The organism is Staphylococcus sp. HMSC068G11 (assembly GCF_001815825.1).
In the GTDB taxonomy this organism is placed as follows: Bacteria; Bacillota; Bacilli; order Staphylococcales; family Staphylococcaceae; genus Staphylococcus; species Staphylococcus epidermidis.
This window is the reverse complement of sequence record NZ_KV822056.1, coordinates 47,202-72,859: the sequence shown is the minus strand read 5'-3', so window position 1 is coordinate 72,859 and position 25,658 is coordinate 47,202. Positions and strand designations below refer to the sequence as shown.

The window sequence follows — 25,658 nt, the reverse complement described above, 5'->3', positions numbered from 1 at the left end:
AAATTTCAGTTCCAGTTAAACATGTACTACCAGAAGTCCTATCTGAAATGAGATTTACTGTTAAAGGACAAAATTTCCCAGAAGGTAAAGGAGCAAACCCTAAAGATTTCTTTAAATTACGTGACGGAAGTCCATTAAATGCACGTGTAAATTGGGTTAACAATGGAGCACCTAATATTAATAGTAATCAAATAGGTGTTTCACAACCTTTAAATGCAGAAATTTGGTTTGATGGCGAGACTTTACCTATTCATAAGAGTACAAGTTATAAAGTCGTTCAATCTTCACCTAAACGTATTTTTGAGACAACAATTAATGGAAAATTTGTAGACCAATCTGATAGTCCTGGCTTTGCAGGCTCTTATATCAAAGGTGTTGATAACTCATGGCCAGGTGGAATGAACTTTGATTGGGCACAAGGATCGAGTGCACCAAATTCCAGTAGTGCTGGCTCATTCGTACGAAAAGCAGTTGCAATATATTCGAATGGCCAAAGAGAAGAAGTCAAAATTTTATTTAAAGTTAAACCTAATAAACCTGTTATTGATCAAAATAGTTTAATAGCAAAAGGTGGATTATCAGGTCAACAAGTTATTGTAAGAAACGTGCCTAATGATTCAACGATTACTTTATATAAATCAAATGGTACAGCGATACCAAATACGACTACACAAATTTCAAATGGTGTTGCAACAGTAACTATAGCAGGTGAGTTGCCAACTGGAAGTATCACTGCACAATCGAGTGTCACAACAAATCAGTTAAATTATAATAAAGTAATAAATCAAACTGTCACTGAAGTGACAGAAGACATAACAGTCACTTCTGATAAAAGTGATCAAGCTAATGTCACTGTTGCAATGCAGGTTAAAAATGGTGGAATCAAGTTTATAAAGGGAACTAATTTTAATTTTAATGATTATAGTCAATTTATTAGTAACATACCTGCAAATTCAAGATCTAATTGGACTGAAAATCCAGATACTTGGAAAGGCACAATAGGTCAAACAACTAAAACTGTAAATGTTACATTATCTAACAATCAAGGTACACGAACTATAGATGTACCAATAATAATTTATCCTACTGTTATAGCTAATGATCCTATAAAAGATATCAAAGGTCGTAATTTAGTACGTGGAACAGATGTTTATAATTATATTACTTTTGAAGGAAATAATCGCTATGGTGGTACAGCTACTTGGAAAGATAATCGTCAACCAGATAAAAATTCAGCTGGTATACAAAACCTAACTGCTGTTGTTAACTATCCTGGAATAACAACTTCAATAGAGATACCTGTGAAAGTTTGGGTGTATAATTTCAACTTCCCTCAACCGGTATATAAAATTGAAATAGGACAAACTTTCCCAGGTGGTACTTGGATTGGTAATTATCATCACCTTGAAAATGGTGATGGTTTAAGCACTACTGGATTAAGTTACTATTGGAATCAAGCTAGTACAGGTTCCAACAATACTCAATGGCAATCCTTAGCGTATACTCGTAATACTTTTGTAAAAACTGGTAGATATGATATTTTATTGAATAATCATGATTGGGTAAGTTCAGAAACAGCCAAATTTATCGTTACTAACGCACAACCAAACAAACCTGGAATTTCACAATTGAAAAATGGAAATATTATTATCACACCAGGATCACCTAGAAAAGTAAACATCAGTGGCACTTCAGATTATGTAGATGCTATTGCTGATAAAATTGTCATCAATAAAAATGGTCGTAAATTAACAACATTTATTAAAAATAACAACGGGCATTGGGAAGTACAACAAGGAGAACCAGATGTAAGAGGAATAGGTGCGTCAAATGACGGTAGTCAAATTACTTTAAGTAGTATTTCCGTAGCTATGGGAGATACCATAGATGCTATTGCATCAACAGGTTCAGGTGAGACAGTAAGTCCAACTGCTCATTCAGACCAATTCATTGTAAAGGCCCCGCAGCCTGAACAAGTGTCAATAAACAAATATGATAACGGTACAATGGACATACTTCCCGACAACACGCGTAATACAATTAATCCAACTGAGAGAGTGGAAATCAGTTACACTGAAAAATCACATCAAAGCAATGAAATATCGAAGTCATTTACTATAACAAAAAACAGTAATGGCAAATGGTCAATAAACAATAAACCGGACTATGTAGAATTTAACTCAGATAATGGTAAAGTAGTATTCTCAGCAAACACTATTAAACCAAATTCCCAAGTAACTATTACATCTAAAGCTGGAACGGGTAATGTCGAAAATACAAATCCTCTGGTGATTTCAGCACCAGCTGAACACGTAATAACGATTAACCCAATTATTAAAGAACAAGGCCAAAACGTTTCTAATGATGATGTGAATAATGCAGTCAATGTAGCAAATAAGCGACAAGCATCTATTAAAAGAGGTACATCTTTACCTACAAACCTTGCTGGGGGAAGTACTACTGAAATTCCTGTAACTATTTTCTATAACGATAATAGTAGTGAACAAATTACTGAAATAATCAAGACAAAGGTAAACAAAACCGAATTAATTAATGCTCGACATCATCTTGATGAAACAATTAGTAAAGAAAACAAAACGCCGTCAAGTATTAGAGATTTTGATCAAGCTATGGAACGTGCTCAGGCACAAATTAATACTGCTAAAAACGAAGCAGATCAAGTGATTAATACAGAGTTTGCTACACCTCAGCAAGTAAACAATGCATTATCAAAAGTGAAAGCTGCACAAACCAAAATTGATGAAGCTAAATCTTTGCTTCAAAATCGAGCTGATAACAATCAATTGATTACAGCTAAAAACCAATTACAAAATGCTTTACAACCTGTGGTTTCAACTGAGGGAATGACCCAATCTAGTGCTCAAAACTATACTTTAAAACGTCAAAATGCAGAACAAGCAATCGAAAACGCTAATCGCGTGATTAATAATGGGGATGCAAGTACTCAAGATATTGCAAATGCAAAAATCAGAGTAGAACAAGCAGAAAGGGAATACAATGAAGCTAAAAGTAATTTAAGAGCAGATAAATCACAATTACAAACAGCATATGACACACTTAATAGAAATATTGAGACAAACGATAAAAAACCAGCATCTGTAGATAAATATAATCAGTCCTTAGATAGAATTAGAAATGAGTTAAATAATGCTAAAAATGCAGCTATTCTTGCACTTAGGGATAGTAATCCATCAGTAGCAACAGTTAGAGAAGCTTTAAGAAAAATAAATGAGGTTCAACCGAAAGTTGATCAAGCTATTGGTTTGCTAGAACAAAAAGCTAATAATAGTCAATTAGTGATAGCACGAGATCAATTACAAAGTGCAATTAATCCAGAAAGTTCAACAACTGGAATGACAAAAGAAAGTGCTAGAAATTATGTTACAAAATTAGAAGTAGCTAAACAAACTTTACAAGATGCTAATGGTGTAATTAACGACGGTAATGCATCTGTACAACAAATAAGTGATGAAATAACTAAGGTTAATCAAGCTAAAAACAACTTAAATCAAGCTAAATCACAGTTAACTGCTGATGTGACACAATTGCAAGATGCTGTGAGACAATTAGATCGTCGTGGTGATACACAAAATAAAAAACCAAATAGCGTTAATAATTATCAACGTGCACTACAAGCGATTGAAAATAATATCCAACGCTCAAAAAACAATGCTAATGCAATAATTCAAAAGCCTATAAGATCTGTAAATGAAGTAAAACAAACCTTACAAGAAGTACAACAACTAAATAATCAACTTACTTCGGCAATCGATCAATTACAATCACTAGCAAATAATAGTGGTCTAAAAGCAGCTAAAAATAAATTAGAATCCAAAATAAATGAAAATATTTTGACTGATGGCATGACAACACAATCTATCCAATCATTCAATAACGCTAAAAATGCAGCTAGAACTGAAATACAAACTGCTAATGGCATCATTAATGATGGTAATGCTAGCGATCAGGATATTTCAACTGAGATAAATAAGCTCCAACAAAAATATAATTCACTGGTTCAGTCGATAAACGGATTAACTGTTAATAAACAACCTCTAGAAGATGCTAGAAATGCACTACAACAAAGTATAGATACTCAAACAGAATTAACTGGTAAAACTGCAGAATCTGTCAATGCATATCGCCAAAAATTGCAAGAAGCTAAAGATACATTAAATAGAATTAATCAAGTTTTATCAGGAAACCCGACAGTTCAAGAAATTAAATCATATAAAGCTACTGCAGAAAATATTCAATCACAATTAAATCAGGCACGTAATCAATTAATAGTAGATAAAGCACCACTTGAGAATGCTAAATCTCAACTACTACAAAGTGTGAATCAACAAACTGATACTGAAGGTATGACTCAAATATCAAAAGATAACTTTAATCAAAAATTACAAGAAGCTAGAAATGAACTTCAAACTATTGAACGTACACTAAATGGAAACCCAACAGTACAACAAATTAATGAGAGTTCATCACATGCCATTTCAGTTAAAGACGCACTAAATGAAGCAAGAAAGAACCTTAAACCTGATTCACAACCTTTAGAAACAGCTAAAAATGAGTTGAATGAAAATATTAATCAAAATACTGATACTGAAGGTATGACTACACAATCTATTGCTAACTTTAATGAAAAGTTAAATCAAGCGAAAGAAAAACTTAAAGAAGTAGAACGTATTTTAAATAATTCTCCAAGCGTAACAACGATACGTGATCAAATTCAGCAGGTCAATAATGCTAAAAATGCCTTAGTTAAAGCAAGAAATGATTTAGTAGTTAATACACAACCTTTAACTGAAATCAAAAATTTATTACAACATGATATTGATACTCAAACAAATACAAATGGTATGACTGAGTCTTCAGTGAATGAATTTAATAAGAAGTTAAATGCAGCTAAAGAACAAATTAAACAAATCGAACATGTTATATCTAATCATCCTACGGTTTCTCAAGTAAATGATACAAAAGCTCAAACCGAACGCATTAAATCTCAATTGGATAGTGCACGAAGTAGTTTAACTGTTGATAGGCAACCTTTAATCAATGCAAAAAATGAATTACAAAATAGTATTGATCGTAATCCTGATTTACAAGGAATGACTGAGCAATCTAAAAATATCTTTACTCAAAAATTAGAACAAGCTAGAAACGAAATCCAAAAGGTTAATGGAGTACTTAACGGCAACCCAAATGTCAATGACATTAATACTAATAAAGAACATGCATTAGAAATTAAAGAAGAGTTGGATCAAGCCATTTCTAACTTAACACCAGATAAACAACCATTAGTAAATGCCAAAAATCAACTAGAACAAAGTGTAAATGCAGATACAAATACCACTGGTATGACCGAATCATCTGTTAGAAATTATAACGATAAATTAAATATTGCTAGAACTAAATTAAATGATTTAAATGAAGTATTAAAACAATCATTAACTGTAACTCAAATTAATGAACAGATACAAAATGCTAATAATACAAAAGATGAACTAAATCGAGCACGTCAAAATTTAACTGTAGACAAACAACCATTGATTAATGCAAAAACTGCTTTGCAACAAAGTCTAGATAATCAACCAAGTACAACTGGTATGACTGAAGCAACAATTCAAAATTATAATGCTAAACGTCAAAAAGCTGAGCAAGCTATTCAAAAGGCAAATAAAGTAATTGAAAACGCTCAACCTAGTGTACAACAAGTGTCTGATGAGAAATCTAAGGTAGAGCAAGCACTCAATGAATTGAACAACGCCAAATCAGCGCTTAGAGCTGATAAACAAGAATTACAGCATGCATATGACCAGTTGATTCAACCAACGGATTTAAATAATAAGAAACCAGCTACTATCACTGCTTACAATCAAAGATATCAACAATTTAGTAATGAATTGAACAATACTAAAACAAATGCTGACCGAATTTTAAAAGAGCAAAACCCAAGTGTAGCTGACGTCAACAATGCACTAAATAAAGTAAGAGAAGTACAACAAAAATTAAACGAAGCCAGAGCACTTTTAGAAAATAAAGAAAATAACGACGAACTAGTTCGAGCAAAAGAGCAACTTCAACAAGCGGTTGATCAAGTTCCTTCAACAGAAGGAATGACGCGACAAACTAAAGATGATTACAATTCAAAACAACAAGCTGCTCAACAAGAAATAACAAAAGCACAACAAGTTATCGATAATGGCGATGCGACTACACAACAAATTTCTAACGCAAAAACAAATGTTGAACGCGCTTTAGAAGCATTAAATAATGCAAAAACTGGTTTAAGAGCAGACAAAGAGGAACTTCAAAATGCATATAATCAATTAACTCAAAATATTGATACGAGCGGTAAAACGCCATCAAGTATTAAGAAATACAATGAAGCTAAGTCTCGTATTCAATCTCAAATTGATTCAGCTAAAAATGAAGCAAACAGTGTTTTAACAAATGACAACCCTCAAGTATCACAAGTGACTGCTGCGTTAAACAAAATAAAAGCCGTTCAACCTGAACTAGATAAAACAATCGCATTATTACAGAATAAAGAAAACAATGATGCATTAGTTCAATCAAAACAACGACTTGAACAAATTGTTAATGAAGCAGATCCAACACAAGGCATGACAACAGATACTGCTAATAACTATAAATCCAAAAAACGTGAAGCAGAAGATGAAATACACAAAGCTCAACAAATCATTAACAATGGCGATGCCACTGAGCAACAAATTAATAACGAAACAAATAGAGTAAATCAAGCGTTTAATGCATTAAACAAAGCCAAAAACGATTTACGTGCTGATAAGTCTCAATTAGAACACGCTTATAACCAACTAATACAAAATGTTGATACAAATGATAAAAAACCTGCAAGTATTCAACAATACCAAGCTGCTCGACAAGCCATTGAGAAACAATACAATAAAGCTAAATCAGAAGCACATCAAATTCTTGAAAATGGTAACCCTTCAGTTAATGAAGTAGCACAAGCATTACAAAAAGTTGAAGCCGTACAACCTGAATTGGATAAAGCGATAGCAATGCTTCAAGATAAAGAAGATAATAGTGCACTTGTCACAGCAAAAAATCAACTGCAACAAGCAGTTAATGATCAACCATTAACAACAGGTATGACTCAAGCTTCTATTAATAACTATGAAGCTAAGAGAAATGAGGCTCAAAGTGCTATCAGAAATGCAGAATCTGTCATCAACAATGGCGATGCATCAGCAAAACAAATTTCAGACGAGAAATCTAAAGTTGAACAAGCACTAGCATATTTGAATGATGCTAAACAACAATTAACTGCAGATACTACTGAATTACAAACAGCAGTTCAACAATTAAATCGAAGAGGCGATACAAATAATAAAAAGCCAAGAAGTATCAGTGCATATAATAAAGCAATTCAATCATTAGAAACACAAATTACGTCTGCTAAAGATAATGCCAACGCTGTGATACAAAAACCTATACGTACTGTTCAAGAAGTAAATAATGCATTACAACAAGTGAATCAGTTGAATCAACAATTAACTGAAGCAATTAGTCAACTTCAGCCGCTATCAAATAATGATGCATTAAAAGCTGCAAGATTAGAGTTAGAAAATAAAATAAATCAAACAGTACAAACTGACGGTATGACACAACAATCAGTAGACGCTTATCAAAACGCTAAACGTGAAGCCCAAAATGAATCTAACACTGCTTTAGCATTAATTAATAATGGCGATGCCGCTGAACAACAAATTACAACTGAAACAGACAGAGTCAATCAGCAAATTGCAAACTTGACTCAAGCAATTAACGGATTAACTGTTAATAAAGAACCATTAGAAACCGCTAAAACAGCGTTACAAAATAACATCGACCAGGTACCTAGTACAGATGGTATGACTCAGCAATCTGTTGCAAACTATAATCAAAAACTACAAATAGCTAAAAACGAAATTAACACAATTAATAACGTTTTAGCGAATAATCCTGATGTTAATGCAATTAGAACAAATAAAGCAGAAGCGGAACGAATCAGTAACGATTTAACACAAGCTAAGAATAACTTACAAGTTGATACTCAACCTTTAGAAAAAATAAAAAGACAACTACAAGATGAAATTGATCAAGGTACTAACACAGATGGAATGACTCAAGATTCAGTGGATAACTATAATGATAGCCTAAGTGCAGCAATTATAGAAAAAGGCAAAGTAAATAAATTACTTAAACGTAATCCGACAGTAGCACAAGTTAAAGAGAGCGTTGTTAATGCACAACAAGTTATACAAGATTTACAAAATGCTCGTAATTCACTTGTTCCAGACAAAACTCAACTTCAAGAAGCTAAAAATAGATTAGAAAATAGTATTAACCAACAAACAGATACTGACGGCATGACACAAGATTCGCTTAACGCTTATAATGATAAATTAACTAAAGCTAGACAAAATCTTGAAAAAATCACTCAAGTTTTAAACGGCCAACCTACTGTAGCTGAAATAAGACAGAACACTAGCGAAGCTAATAGTTATACACAAGCGTTAGACACTGCTCGTTCTCAACTTACATTAAATAGAGAGCCATATATCAATCATATAAATAATGAAAGTCATTTAAATAACGCGCAAAAAGATAATTTTAAAGCTCAAGTAAACTCAGCACCTAATCATAATGCTTTAGAAACGATTAAAAACAAGGCAGATACTTTAAATCAATCTATGACAGCATTAAGTGAAAGTATTGCAGATTACGAAAATCAAAAACAACAAGAAAATTATTTAGATGCATCTAACAATAAACGTCAAGACTATGACAATGCAGTCAATGCGGCTAAAGGAATTCTCAACCAAACTCAAAGTCCGACTATGAGTGTTGATGTGATTAATCAAAAAGCTGAAGAAGTAAAACGTACTAAAGATGCTCTTGACGGAAATCACAGATTAGAAGAAGCTAAACAACTAGCAATAGCTCATTTAAATACCTTAAATGATTTAAACGATGCTCAGCGACAAGCTTTAACTGATACTATAAATCACTCTCCAAACATCAATTCAGTGAATCAAGCTAAAGATAAAGCTAATACTGTTAACACAGCAATGACTCAACTTAAACAAACTATTGCTAACTATGACAATGAATTGCATGACGGCAATTACATTAACTCAGATAAAGACAAACAAGATGCATACAATAACGCTGTTACCAATGCTAAACAACTGATTAGTCAATCTGATGCTAATCAAGCTCAACTTGATCCAGCTGAAATTAATAAAGTTACACAAAGAGTCAATACGACTAAAAATGATTTAAATGGTAATGACAAATTAGTTGAAGCTAAAAGGGATGCTAATACAACCATCGATGGTTTAACTTATCTAAATGAAGCTCAACGTAACAAAGCTAAAGAAAATGTAGACAAAGCTTCTACAAAAACAAATATTGCGAGTCAGTTACAAGAGTACAATCAGTTGAATACTGCTATGCAAGCATTACGTAACAGTGTGAACGACGTTAACAACGTCAAAACGGGCAGCAATTATATAAATGAAGATAATGGTCCAAAAGAAGCTTACAATCAAGCCGTTACTCATGCTCAAACATTGATAAATGCACAATCTAACCCTGAAATGAGCCGTGACGTAGTAAATCAAAAAACACAAGCAGTAGATACTGCCCATCAGAATTTAAACGGACAACAAAAGTTAGAACAAGCACAAACTAGTGCTAATACAGAAATCGGTAACTTACCAAACTTAACTAATGATCAAAAAGCTAAAGAAAAGGAACTGGTAAATAGTAAACAAACTCGTACGGAAGTACAAGAACAACTTAACCAAGCTAAGTCACTAGATAGTTCTATGGGCACGTTAAAATCATTAGTTGCTAAACAACCTACAGTACAAAAAACAAGTGCTTATATTAACGAAGATCAACCTGAACAAACTGCTTATAATGATGCCATTACAATGGGACAAACTATAATTAATAAAACAGCTGATCCAGTACTTGATAAAACTTTAGTTGATAACGCAATTAGTAACATTTCAACTAAAGAGAATGCACTACATGGTGAACAAAAATTAACAACCGCTAAAACGGAAGCAATTAATGCACTTAATACATTAGCTGATTTAAACACACCTCAGAAAGAGGCTATTAAAACAGCTATTAACACTGCTCATACAAGAACTGATGTAACTGCAGAGCAAAGTAAAGCTAATCAAATAAATAGTGCAATGCACACGTTGAGACAAAACATTTCTGACAACGAATCAGTAACAAACGAAAGTAATTATATTAACGCTGAACCCGAAAAACAACATGACTTTACTGAGGCTCTAAATAATGCTAAAGAAATAGTTAATGAACAACAAGCCACTCTTGATGCCAATTCAATTAACCAAAAAGCACAAGCGATTCTCACTACTAAGAATGCTTTAGACGGTGAAGATCAATTACGTCGTGCTAAAGAAAATGCCAATCAAGAAATCAATACGTTAAATCAATTGACTGATGCACAAAGAAACAGTGAAAAAGGTTTAGTCAATAGTTCTCAAACTAGAACAGAAGTTGCTTCTCAATTAGCAAAAGTTAAAGAACTAAATAAGGTGATGGAGCAACTGAACAATCTCATCAACGGTAAAAACCAAATGATAAATAGCAGTAAATTTATCAATGAAGATGCGAATCAACAACAAGCATATACGAATGCGATTGCTACTGCAGAAGCACTTAAGAACAATTCTCAAAATCCTGAATTAGATAAAGCTAACATTGAACAAGCAATTAATAATATTAACTCTGCAATTAACAATCTAAACGGTGAAGCTAAACTGACTAAAGCTAAAGAAGATGCTGTTGCTTCAATAAATAACCTAAGCGGATTAACTAATGAGCAAAAAGCTAAAGAAAATCAAGCTGTTAATGATGCAGAAACAAGAGATCAAGTTGCTAACGTTTTACGTGATTCAAAGGCATTAGATCAATCTATGCAAACATTACGTGACTTAGTTAACAATCAAAATGCAATCCATTCAACAAGTAATTATTTTAACGAGGATTCAACTCAAAAGAATACTTATGATAATGCAATTGATAATGGCTCGACATATATAACTGGTCAACACAATCCAGAATTAAATAAATCTACTATTGATCAAACGATTAGCCAAATTAACACAGCTAAAAATGATTTACATGGTGCAGAAAAGTTACAAAGAGATAAGGGCACTGCTAACCAAGAAATTGGACAATTAGCATATTTAAATAATCCACAAAGATCTGGTGAAGAAGCATTAGTTAACGGTTCAAATACACGTTCTGAAGTAGAAGAGCATCTTAATGAAGCTAAATCATTAAATAATGCTATGAAGCAATTAAGAGATAAAGCAGCTGAAAAGACTAATGTCAAACAAAGTAGCGATTACATTAATGATTCAACTGAACATCAACGTGGGTATGATCAAGCACTTCAAGAAGCAGAAAATATTATTAATGAAATCGGTAATCCAACATTAAATAAATCGGAAATTGAACAAAAGTTACAACAATTGACTGACGCTCAAAATGCGTTACAAGGTTCACATCTATTAGAAGAAGCTAAAAATAATGCGATTACTGAAATCAATAAACTTACAGCATTAAATGGTGCACAACGTCAAAAAGCAATTGAAAATGTTCAAGCACAGCAGACAATCCCAGAAGTTAATCAACAATTAACTTCGGATAGAGAAATAAATACTGCAATGCAAGCTTTACGAGATAAAATAGGCCAACAAAATAACGTTCATCAACAAAGTAATTATTTCAATGAAGATGAACAACCAAAACATAACTATGATAATGCTGTACAAGCCGGTCAAACTATTATTGATAAAATTCAAGATCCAATCATGAACAAAAATGAAATTGAACAGGCTATTAATCAGATCAATACGACTCAAACAGCGTTAAGTGGAGAAAATAAATTACACACTGACCAAGAAAGCACAAATAGACAAATAGAAGGTTTATCTAGTTTGAACCAAGCTCAATTTAATGCTGAAAAAGGTTTAGTAAACCAATCAACTACTAGAACAGAAGTTGCTCAAAAGTTAGCTGTAGCCAAAGAATTAAATTCTGCTATGAGTAATTTAAGAGATGGCATTCAAAATAAAGAGGACATCAAACGTAGCAGTGCATATATCAACGCAGATCCAGCTAAAGTTGCAACTTACGATCAAGCACTACAGAACGCAGAAAATATCATCAATGCCACACCAAACGTAGAGCTTAATAAAGCTACAATTGAAAAAGCGTTAACTCATGTCCAACAAGCTCAGCAAGATCTTGATGGCGTTCAACAATTAGCAAACTCTAAACATCAAGCAACTCAAAATGTAGACGGGCTATCTAGCTTAAATGATGGACAAAAACGTGAATTAAATCAGTTAATCAATTCAGCAGATACACGTACTAAAGTACAAGAAGAAGTAACTAAAGCTAATGAATTGAATCATGCGATGAAAGCGTTAAGAGATAGTGTACAACACATTGATAAAGTGAAACAAAGTAGCAATTATGTCAATGAAGATCAACCTGAACAGCACAATTATGATAATGCTGTCAATGAAGCTCAAGCTACAATCAACAACAATGCTCAACCTGTTCTAGACAAATTAGCTATAGAACGTTTAACTCAAAGTGTTAACACTACAAAAGATGCATTACACGGTGCTCAAAAACTGACACAAGACCAACAAGCTGCTGAAACTGTAATACGTGGTTTAACGAGTCTCAATGAACCTCAGAAAAATGCTGAAGTAGCTAAAGTAACTGCAGCAACAACACGTAATGAAGTGAGTAATATTCGTCAAGAAGCAACAACATTAGATACTGCAATGCATGGTTTACGTGAAAACATTAAAGATAAAAATGATACTAAAAATAGTAGTAAATATATCAATGAGGATCATGACGAACAACAAGCTTATGACAATGCTGTAAATAATGCTCAACACGTTATCGATGAAACTCAAGCAACGTTAAGCTCAGATACAATCAATCAATTAGCAAATGCCGTAACTCAAGCTAAATCTAATCTTCATGGAGATACTAAACTACAACACGATAAAGATAGTGCTAAACAAACGATTGCTCAATTACAGAATTTGAATTCAGCTCAAAAACATATGGAAGATTCTTTAATTGATAATGAATCTACACGTACGCAAGTCCAACACGATTTAACAGAAGCTCAAGCTTTAGATGGATTAATGAGTGCCTTAAAAGAGAGTATTAAAAATAATGCTAATATTGTTTCAAACGGTAATTACATCAATGCGGAACCATCTAAAAAACAAGCATATAATGACGCTGTACAAAATGCTCAAAATATAATAAACGGAACAAATCAACCAACTATTAATAAAGGTAATGTCAATACAGCAACGCAAGCCGTTAACAATACAAAAGATGCTTTAGATGGTGATCATAGATTAGAGGAAGCTAAAAATAATGCTAATCAAACAATCACAAATCTATCTAATTTGAACAATGCCCAAAAAAATGAAGAGAAAAATCTAGTTAATAGCGCATCAACATTAGAACAAGTTCAACAAAACTTACAAACCGCTCAACAATTAGACAATGCTATGGGTGAGTTACGACATAGTATTGCTAACAAAGATCAAGTGAAATCAGATAGTAAATATCTAAATGAAGATCCACAAATTAAGCAAAACTATGACAATGCAGTTCAACGTGCTGAAGGTCTTATTAACGCAACTCAAAATCCTGAATTACTTAAAGCAAACATTGACCAAGCAACTCAATCAGTTCAAAATGCAGAACAAGCTTTACATGGTGCTGAAAAATTAAATCAAGACAAACAAACATCTTCGACTGAACTAGATGGATTAACAGATTTAACAGATGCACAACGTGAAAAACTCAGAGAACAAATTAATAGTTCAGATAGTAGAGATGATATTAAGCAAAAAATCGAGCAAGCAAAAGCACTAAATGACGCAATGAAACAACTTAAAGAACAAGTTGCGCAAAAAGATGGTGTTCATGCTAACAGTGATTATACAAATGAAGATCCCGCACAAAAAGATGCGTACAATCATGCACTTAAACAAGCGGAAGACATTATTAATAACAACTCAAATCCTAACTTAAATGCACAAGACATTACTAATGCTTTAAATAATATTAAACAAGCACAAGATAATCTTCACGGAGCTCAAAAATTACAGCAAGACAAAAATACAACTAATCAAGCCATTGATAACTTAAGTCACCTCAACCAACCCCAAAGAGATGCACTTAAACAAGCTATTAATGGAGCTACGTCTAGGGACCAAGTTGCAGAAAAACTTAAAGAGGCCGAAGCGCTTGATGAAGCTATGAAACAACTTGAAGACCAAGTGAATCAAGATGATCAAATTTCAAATAGCAGCCCATTCATAAATGAAGACTCAGACAAACAAAAAATTTATAATGATAAAATCCAGGCTGCAAAAGATATAATTAATCAAACATCTAATCCAACCTTAGATAAACAAAAAATTGCTGATACACTCCAAAATATTAAAGATGCAGTGAATAATTTACACGGTGATCAAAAATTAGCTCAATCTAAACAAGACGCTAATAATCAATTAAATCGTTTAGATGACTTAACCGAAGAACAAAAGAACCATTTTAAACCGTTAATTAATAATGCTGATACTCGTGATGAAGTAAATAAACAACTAGAGATTGCTAAACAATTAAATGGTGATATGAGTATACTTCATAAAGTCATAAATGATAAAGATCAAATTCAACATTTAAGCAATTACATTAATGCTGATAATGATAAAAAACAAAATTATGATAATGCTATTAAAGAAGCTGAAGATTTAATTCATAATCACCCAGATACATTAGATCATAAAGCATTACAAGATTTATTAAACAAGATAGACCAAGCGCATAACGAGTTAAATGGAAAATCTAGATTTAAACAGGCATTAGACAATGCTTTAAACGACGTAGATAGCTTAAACAGTCTCAATGTTCCACAACGTCAAACTGTTAAGGATAACATTAACCATGTGACAACTCTAGAAAGTTTAGCTCAAGAATTACAGAAAGCAAAAGAGCTTAATGAAGCTATGAAAGCAATGAGAGATAGCATTATGAATCAAGAGCAAATTCGTAAAAATAGCAATTATACTAATGAAGACTTAGCTCAACAAAATGCCTATAATCATGCAGTTGACAATATAAATAGCATTATTGGTGAAGACAATGCGACGATGGATCCTCAAATAATCAAACAAGCAATCCAAGATTTAAATACAGCTAAAAATGGATTAAATGGAGATCAAAAACTTCAAGATGCAAAGACAGATGCTAAACAACAAATTACTAACTTTACTGGTTTAACTGAACCACAAAAACAAGCATTGGAAAACATCATTAACCAACAAACAAGTAGACCAAATGTTGCTAAACAGTTAAGTTATGCCAAATTCTTAAATGGAAAAATGGAAGAATTAAAAGCTGCAGTCGCCAAAGCGCCATTAGTAAGACAAAATAGTAACTATATTAACGAAGATGCCTCTGAAAAAGAAGCATATGAACAAGCTATTGCAAAGGGTCAGGAAATAATTAATGCTGAAAATAATCCAACAATAAGTAGTACTGATATCAATCGTATCATTCAAGAAATTAATGATGCTGAACAAAATCTTCATGGCGAAAATAAATTAAGACAAGCACAGGAAACTGCAAAGAATGAAATACAAAATTTAGACGGATTAAATTCAGCTCAAATAACAAAATTAATCCAAGATATAGATAGAACAATAACTAAACCTGCAGTAACTCAGAAACTAGAAGAAGCAAAAGCTATAAACCAAGCTATGCAACAACTTAAACAAAGTATAGCCAATAAGGATGCTACTCTAAATTCTAGTAACTATCTCAATGAAGATTCTGAGAAAAAGTTAGCTTACGATAATGCTGTAAGCCAAGCTGAACAACTCATAAATCAACTAAACGACCCAACTATGGATATAAGTAATATTCAAGCTATTACTCAAAAAGTCATTCAAGCAAAAGATTCATTGCACGGCGCAAATAAACTAGCACAAAATCAAGCAGATTCAAATTCAATAATAAATCAATCAACAAACTTAAATGATAAACAAAAGCAAGCATTAAATGACTTAATTAATCATGCTCAAACTAAACAACAAGTGGCAGAAATTATTGCACAAGCTAATAAGTTAAATAATGATATGGGCACACTGAAAACACTCGTAGAAGAACAGTCAAAAGTTCATCAACAAAGTAAATATATTAATGAAGATCCACAAGTTCAAAATATTTATAATGACTCCATTCAAAAAGGACAAGAAATATTAAACGGTACTACGGATGATGTTTTAAACAACAATAAAATAGCAGATGCCATTCAAAATATTCAATTAACTAAAAACGATTTACACGGTGATCAAAAATTACAAAAAGCACAGCAAGATGCAAATAATGAATTAAACAATTTAACAAATCTAAACAATTCTCAAAGACAAAGCGAGCATGATGAGATTAACTCTGCACCTTCAAGAACTGAAGTTTCTAATGATTTAAATCATGCTAAAGCACTTAATGAAGCTATGCGTCAACTTAAGAATGAAGTTGCTCTTGAAAACAGTGTTAAAAAATTAAGCGACTTTATCAATGAAGATGAAGCGGCACAAAATAAATATAATAATGCACTTCAAAAAGCTAAAGACATTATCAATGGCGTTCCAACTAGCACTTTAGACAAAGCTACAATTGAAGATGCTTTATTAGAATTGCAAAACGCTAGAGAAAGTTTACATGGTGAGCAAAAACTTCAAGAGGCTAAAAATCAAGCTGTTGCTGAAATTGATCATTTACAAGCATTAAATCCTGGACAGGTTCTTGCTGAAAAAACATTAGTTAACCAAGCATCAACCAAACCAGAAGTTCAAGAAGCCTTACAAAAAGCAAAAGAACTTAATGAAGCTATGAAAGCACTGAAAACTGAAATAGATAAAAAAGAACAAATCAAGGCTGATAGTAAATATATAAATGCTGATAGTGGTCTTCAAGCAAATTACAATTCTGCGTTAAATTATGGTTCTCAAATTATTACAACTACTCAACCACCAGAGCTTAATAAAGATGTAATAAATAGAGCAACTCAAACGATTAAAAATGCTGAAAATAATTTAAATGGGCAATCTAAATTAGTAGAGGCTAAGTCAGATGGAAATCAAAGCATCGAACATTTGCAAGGATTAACACAAGCACAAAAAGATAAACAACATGATTTAATTAATCAAGCTCAAACTAAACATCAGGTAGATGATATAGTAAATAACTCTAAACAGTTAGATAACTCTATGAATCAACTACAACAAATTGTTAACAATGACAATACAGTAAAACAAAATAGTGATTTCATTAATGAAGATTCTAGCCAACAGGATGCTTATAATCATGCAATTCAAGCAGCAAAAGATTTGATAAATGCTCATCCTCCTATCATGGATAAAAATCAAATAGATCAAGCTATTGCAAATATTAAACAAGCACTTAATGATTTACATGGTAGTAATAAACTATTAGAAGATAAAAAAGAAGCTTCAGAACAACTACAAAATCTGAATAGCTTGACGAACGGGCAAAAAGATACGATTTTAGATCATATTTTCAGTGCATCAACAAGAAATCAAGTAGGAGAAAAAATTGCAAGTGCTAAACAATTAAATAATATAATGAAAGCACTTAGAGATTCTATTACTGATAATATTGAAGTTTTACAAAGTAGTAAGTACATCAATGAAGATTCTGAACAGCAAAATGTTTATAATCAAGCTGTTACTAAAGCTAAAAATATAATTAATGATCAACCAACACCAGTAATGGCAAATGATGCGATTCAAAGTGTACTAAATGAAGTTAAACAAACTAAAGATAATTTACATGGTGATCAAAAACTTGCTAACGACAAGACAAACGCTCAAGCAACATTAAATGCGTTAAATCACTTAAATCAAGCGCAAAGAAGTAATCTTGAAACTAAAGTTCAAAACTCTAATTCTAGACCAGAAGTACAAAAAGTAGTTCAATTAGCAAATCAACTTAATGAAGCGATGAAAAAATTAGAAGATGCTTTAACTGGTAATGACGCAGTAAAACAAACGAGTAATTATATTAATGAGGATACTTCTCAACAAGTTAACTTTGATGAATATACAGATAGAGGTAAAAACATAGTTGCTGAACAAACAGATCCAAATTTGTCTCCAGCTAATATTAACACTATTGCTGATAAAATTACTGAAGCTAAAAATGATTTACATGGCGAACAAAAACTAGAACAAGCTCAACAACAGTCCATCAATACTATTAATCAAATGGCTGGTCTAAACCAAGCTCAAAAAGAACAATTAAATCAAGAAATTCAACAAACTCATACCCGTTCTGAAGTACATCAAGTAATTCATAAAGCACAAGCTTTAAACGATTCAATGAATACTTTACGTCAAAGTATCACTGATGAAAATAATGTTAAACAAACAAGTAACTACATTAATGAAACTGTTGGTAAACAAACTGCATATAACAATGCCGTTGATCGTGTAAAACAAATAATCAATCAAACATCTAATCCAACTATGAATCCTTTAGAGGTGGAACATGCAGCATCAAATGTAAAAACTTCTAAAGATGCACTTCATGGTGAACGTGAATTGAATGACAATAAAAATTCAAAAACTTTTGCAGTCAATCACTTAGATAACCTCAATCAAGCTCAAAAAGAAGCATTAACTCATGAAATTGAACAAGCAACTATAGTTTCACAAGTAAATAATATCTATAACAAAGCGAAAGCTTTAAATAATGATATGAAAAAACTTAAAGATATCGTTGCTCAGCAAGATATTGTGAGACAATCAAACAATTATATAAACGAGGATAGTGCACCTCAAAATATGTACAACGATACAGTTAATCATGCACAATCAATCATTGATCAAGTTGCAAACCCTACGATGTCTCATGACGAAATAGAGAATGCAATCAATAATATAAAGCATGTCATCAATGCACTCGATGGAGAACATAAATTACAACAAGCAAAAGAAAATGCAAACTTATTGATTAATAGTTTAAACGATTTAAATGCACCACAAAGAGATGCCATAAATAGATTGGTTAATAAAGCTCAAACAAGAGAAAAAGTAGCTGAACAACTTCAAAGTGCGCAAGCTCTAAATGATGCTATGAAGCATTTAAGAAACAGCATTCAAAATCAATCAACTGTAAGACAAGAGAGCAAATATATTAATGCAAGTGATGATAAAAAAGAGCAATATAATCATGCAGTTAGAGAAGTCGAAAATATTATCAATGAACAACATCCAACACTGGATAAAGAAATAATTAAGCAACTAACGGATGCTGTAAATCAAGCGAATAATGACTTAAATGGCGTTGAATTATTAGAAGCTGATAAGCAAAACGCACATCAATCTATACCTACATTGACGCACTTAAATCAAGCACAACAAAACGTATTAAATGAGAAAATTAATAGCGCAGTTACCCGAACTGAAGTTGCTGCTATTATTGGCCAAGCAAAACTACTCGATCAAGTCATGGAGAATTTAGAAGAAAGTATCAAAGATAAAGAGCAAGTTAAACAGTCAAGTAACTATATTAACGAAGACCCTGATGTTAAAGAAACATATGATAACGCCGTTAATCATGTTACAGAAATACTTAACGAAACAGTAAATCCAACGTTATCTATTGAAGATATAGAGCATGCTATCAACGAAGTTAATCAAGCGAAAAAACAACTCAGAGGTAAACAAAAACTTTATCAAACTATCGATTTAGCTGATAAAGAATTAAGTAAATTGGATGATTTAACATCACAACAAAGCAGTTCAATATCTAATCAAATATATACTGCTAAAACGAGAACAGAAGTTGCGCAAGCGATTGAAAAAGCAAAATTATTAAATCATGCAATGAAAGCACTTAACAAACTTTATAAAAATGTAGATAAAGTGTTAGATAGTAGTCGATTCATTAACGAAGATCAACCCGAAAAAGAGGCTTATCAACAAGCTAAAAATCATGTTGATTCAATCATTCATAGACAAACAAATCCTGAAATGGATCCAACAGTAATCAATAGCATAACTTATGAACTTGAAACTGCTCAAAATAACTTACATGGTGATCAGAAACTTACTCATGCACAACAAGATGCTGCTAATGCAATTAATGGTCTAATTCATCTTAACGTTGCTCAACGCGATGTCATGATAAATGCGAATACAAATGCTACAACACGCGAACAAGTTGCGAAGAACTTAGATAATGCTCAAGCTCTTGATAAAGCTATGGAAGCACTACAACAAGTAGTTGCTCATAAAAATAATATATTGAACGATAGTAAATATTTAAATGAAGATTCAAAATATCAACAACAATACGATCGAGTTATTGCTGATGCTGAACAACTACTTAATCAGACAACAAATCCAACATTAGAACCATATAAGGTCGATATTGTTAAAGATAATGTCTTAGCTAACGAAAAAATACTATTTGGTGCAGAAAAACTATCATATGACAAATCAAATGCAAATGATGAAGTTAAACATATGAATTATCTTAATAATGCACAAAAGCAATCTTTAAAAGATATGATTTCTCACGCAGCTTTAAGAACTGAAGTTAAGCAACTTCTGCAAAAAGCTAAAGTCCTAGATGAAGCCATGAAATCACTTGAAGATAAAACTCAAGTAGTGATTACAGATACTACTTTACCTAATTACACTGAAGCTTCAGAGGATAAAAAGGAAAAAGTAGACCAAACTGTTTCACATGCTCAAGCTATCATTGATAAAATAAATGGCTCAAATGTAAGTTTAGATCAAGTACAACAAGCACTAGAACAATTAACTCAAGCATCAGAAAATCTAAATGGTGATCAGCGAGTTGAAGAATCTAAAGCTCATGCTAATCAAACAATTGACCAATTAACACATCTTAATTCATTACAACAACAAACTGCGAAAGAAAGTGTTAAAAACGCAACAAAACTAGAAGAAATCGCTACTGCTAGTAACAATGCTCAGGCATTAAACAAAGTAATGGGTAAATTAGAACAATTCATTAATCATGCTGATTCTGTTGAAAATAGTGATAATTATAGACAAGCCGACGATGACAAAATTATCGCTTATGATGAAGCACTAGAACATGGACAAAATATACAAAAAACTAATGCAACCCAAAATGAAGCAAAACAGGCGTTACAACAATTAATAAATGCAGAAACATCGTTAAATGGTTTTGAAAGATTAAATCATGCTAGACCACGAGCTTTAGAATATATCAAATCACTAGATAAAATAAACAATGCTCAAAAGTCCGCTTTAGAGGATAAAGTAACGCAATCGCATGATTTATTAGAATTAGAACATCTTGTCAACGAAGGTACAAACCTCAATTTCATTATGGGTGAATTAGCTAAGGCAATCGTTAATAACTATGCTCAAACCAAAGCAAGTATAAATTACATTAACGCCGACAACCTACGCAAAGATAACTTTACACAAGCTATCAACAATGCACGTGATGTGCTTAACAAAACTCAAGGTCAGAACTTAGATTTCAATTCAATTGATACATTTAAAGATGATATATTCAAGACTAAAGATGCACTAAATGGTATTGAACGTTTAACAGCTGCAAAATCAAAAGCAGAAAAACTAATTGATAGTTTAAAATTTATTAATAAAGCTCAATTCACACATGCAAACGATGAAATTATGAATACTAATTCTATTGCACAATTGTCTAGAATCGTGAATCAAGCATTTGATTTAAATGATGCAATGAAATCTTTAAGAGATGCACTTAATAATCAAGCTCTTCCTGTCCAAGCAAGCTCAAATTATATAAATTCAGATGAAGATTTAAAACAACAATTTGACCATGCTTTAAGTAATGCTCGAAAAGTACTTGCAAAAGAAACTGGTAAAAACTTAGATGAAGTACAAATTGAGGGACTCAAACAAGTGATTGAGGATACTAAAGATGCTTTAAATGGTATCCAACGTTTATCAAAAGCTAAAGATAAAGCAATTCAATATGTACAATCTTTATCTTATATCAATGATGCACAACGTCATATTGCTGAAAATAATATTCACAACTCTGATGATTTATCATCTTTAGCAAATACATTATCTAATGCTAGTGATTTAGATAATGCAATGAAAGACTTACAAGATACTATAGAAAGTAATTCATCTTCTGTTCCAAATAGTGTGAATTATATTAATGCAGATAAGAATTTACAAATTGAATTTGATGAGGCACTACAACAAGCAAGTGCAACAAGCTCTAAAACTTCAGAAAATCCAGCAACGATTGAAGAAGTATTAGGCCTTAGTCAAGCCATTTACGATACAAAAAATGCATTAAATGGTGAACAACGACTTGCAACTGAGAAAAGCAAAGATCTAAAATTAATAAAAGGATTAAAAGATTTAAATAAAGCGCAACTTGAAGATGTCACAAACAAGGTAAATGCAGCAAATACTTTAACAGAGTTATCTCAGCTCACTCAATCAACGTTAGAATTAAACGATAAAATGAAATTATTGAGAGATCAACTTAAAACCTTAGTAAATCCCGTTAAGGCAAGTTTAAATTATAGAAATGCTGATTATAATTTAAAACGTCAATTTAACAAAGCTTTAAAAGAAGCTAAAGGCGTGTTAAATAAAAATAGCGGTACAAATGTCAATATCAATGACATTCAGCATCTTTTAACACAAATAGATAAAGCAAAAGATCAATTAAATGGTGAACAACGTCTAAAAGAACATCAACAAAAATCTGAAGTATATGTTATTAAAGAATTAGATATACTTAATAATGCTCAAAAAGCTGCAGTAATTAATCAGATTAGAGCGTCTAAAGACATTAAAATTATTAACCAAATTGTTGATAATGCAATTGAATTAAATGATGCTATGCAAAGTTTAAAAGAACATGTAACTCAATTAACAACAACTACAAAAGACAACATCGAATATTTAAATGCCGATGAAGACCTAAAATTACAATATGATTACGCTATCAACTTAGCGAATAATGTTCTTGACAAAGAAAACGGTAAAAATAAAGACGTTAATATCATAATTGGTATGATTCAAAATATGGATGATGCTAGAGCACTTTTAAATGGAATCGCAAGACTTAAAGATGCTCAAGCAAAAGCACATAATGACATTAAAGAAACGCTTAAACGTCAACTTGATGAAATTGAACATGCTAATGCAACATCAAATTCTAAAGATCAAGCTAAACAAATGGTAAATGAGGAAGCTAGAAAAGCGCTTTCTAATATTAATGACGCAACATCAAATGATTTAGTTAATCAAGCAAAAGATGAAGGGCAATCTGCAATTGAACACATACATGCAGATGAATTACCTAAAGCAAAACTAGATGCTAATCAAATGATCGACCAAAAAGTTGAAAATATAAATCACTTAATTAGTCAAAATCCAAACTTATCAAATGAGGAAAAAAATAAACTAATATCTCAAATTAAGAAGTTAGTAAATGAAATTAAGAATGAAATTCATCAAGCTATAAATAAACAACAAATAGAAAATGCTACAACAAAACTAGATGGAATCATTGATACTACTAAAAAATTAATTATCGCCAAAGCAGAAGCTAAACAAGTGATAAAAGAGTTATCACAAAAGAAACGAGATGCAATAAATAACAACACTGATTTAACACCTTCTCAAAAAGCACATTCTTTAGCAGATATTGATAAAACAGAAAAAGATGCACTTCAACATATCGAAAATTCTAATTCAATTGATGATATCAATAACAATAAAGAGCATGCATTTAATACTTTAGCCCATATTGTTATTTGGGATACTGATCAACAACCATTAGTTTTTGAACTACCTGAATTGAGCCTTCAAAATGCTCTAGTAACAAGTGAGGTGGTTGTTCACAGAGATGAAACGATTTCATTAGAAGCTATAATTGGAGCTATGACTTTAACTGATGAACTTAAAGCAAATATTGTTTCATTACCAAAGACTGATAAAGTAGCTGATCACTTAACCGCTATAGTTAAGGTTATGTTAGCTGATGGCTCATATATCACTGTAAATGTTCCAGTGAAAGTTGTAGAAAAAGAATTACAAATAGCTAAAAATGATGCTATAAAAACAATTGATGTTCTGGTAAAACAAAAAATCAAAGATATAGATTCTAATAACGAATTAACATCTACTCAACGTGAAGATGCAAAAGCTGAAATTGAAAGATTGAAAAAGCAAGCTATCGATAAAGTGAATCATTCAAAATCGATTAAAGATATTGAAACAGTAAAACGAACTGATTTTGAAGAAATAGATCAATTTGATCCTAAACGCTTTACGCTAAATAAAGCTAAAAAGGATATCATTACTGATGTTAATACTCAAATCCAAAATGGTTTCAAAGAAATCGAAACAATAAAAGGTTTGACTTCTAAAGAAAAAACTCAGTTTGATAAACAGTTAACTGCACTACAAAAAGAATTTTTAGCAAAAGTCGATCATGCTCATAATTTAGTAGAATTAAATCAATTACATCAAGAGTTTAATAATAGATATGAACATATTATAAACAAGGCACATTTACTAGGTGAAAAACATATAGCAGAACATAAATTAGGATATGTTGTAATAAATAAAACTCAGCAAATACTAAATAATCAATCTGCTTCTTACTTTATAAAACAATGGGCACTTGATAGAATTAAACAAATTCAACTAGAAACGATGAATTCAATTCGTGATGCACATAACGTACAAGATGTACACAAAGCATTGTTACAAGGTATAAAGCAAATCATGAAAGTAAATGTAAATATTACAAATCAATCCTTCAAGGATTATTTGCATAACTTTAATTATCTTCAATCAAAATTTGATGCTAGATTAAGAGAAAAGGATGTTGCAAACCATATCGTACAAACTGAAACATTCAAAGAAGTTCTAAAAGGAACAGGTGTTGAACCAGGTAAAACCAATAAAAAGACACAGCAACCAAAACTTCATAAGAATGATAATGATAGCCTATTCAAACATTTAGTTGATAATTTTGGCAAAACTGTAGGTGTTATCACATTAACTGGTTTACTTTCTAGTTTCTGGTTAGTTTTAGCTAAAAGACGTAAAAAAGAAGAAGAAGAAAAACAATCGATAAAAAATCATCGCAAAGACATTCGTCTTTCAGATACTGATAAAATAGATCCAATAATAATAACTAAGCGTAAAATAGATAAAGAAGAACAAATACAAAACGATGACAAACATTCAATTCCAGTTGCTAAACGTAAGAAATCTAAAGAAAAGCAATTGAGTGAAGAGGATATTCATTCAATCCCCGTCGTTAAACGTAAACTAAATAGTGATAACAATGATACAAAACAGAAGAAAGTTGCTTCTAAAAAGAAGAAAACGCCTCGATCAACTAAAAAAGTTGTAAAAAACAAAAAGCGTTCTAAAAAGTAA

1 protein-coding gene (only partly in view) is annotated in these 25,658 nt (G+C 31.8%); it reads left to right on the top strand.

The features are described 5' to 3' along the window. A protein-coding gene (ebh, locus tag HMPREF3058_RS01145) for a hyperosmolarity resistance protein Ebh (protein WP_070731049.1) crosses the window boundary here: on the top strand, window positions 1–25,658 show its 3' portion. The gene continues 5,032 nt to the left of window position 1, outside the view; only the last 25,658 of its 30,690 coding nucleotides appear in the window; its start codon lies off the left edge, out of view; the stop codon is at window positions 25,656–25,658.